1 protein-coding gene is annotated in these 403 nt (G+C 40.9%); it reads right to left on the bottom strand.

The genetic code is table 11. The annotated features are described in order from the left end of the window. The coding region (locus tag PZH32_RS11570) for a hypothetical protein (protein ID WP_275208405.1) at window positions 1-403 on the bottom strand (403 nt) is incomplete at both ends.

Here is a 403-nt window from a genome sequence, read left to right as displayed (position 1 = left end):
AGAATCTCATACTCATTCCTGTCAGGACTTCAAATTCTGTATTTGCCGTACCTGCTCCTACTGACGGTACTTTAAAATATCCACTGGAATACTCTTTATACAGCTTTCTTAAATTGGGGATCGGGTCTTCCGAAAAGCGAAGCCATTCTACTTCTGTCGGATCAAAATAAGATTCTAACTGGACAAAAATAATATTCGGACGCTCTTCTGACGGAAGTGAAGTCTCACTTGTTGTCAATGCTCCGTCATTACTGATCTCCTTCATGGTCTCCTCACTGTAACTTGACGGCTGATTGATCCCTGTATTGAACAGACTTGCCGCAAAACAGTAAGGGAATCCATAATCTTCATAAGCAAATGCAATATTACCAAAATAATTGGAGATCACCCGATTCTCGATCGC

The sequence above is a fragment of the Adlercreutzia equolifaciens genome (genome assembly GCF_029076695.1).
GTDB classification, from domain to species: domain Bacteria; phylum Actinomycetota; class Coriobacteriia; order Coriobacteriales; family Eggerthellaceae; genus Adlercreutzia; species Adlercreutzia equolifaciens_A.
Note: the sequence above shows the minus strand (reverse complement) of the source record. Positions and strands in the feature narration are given on the sequence as shown.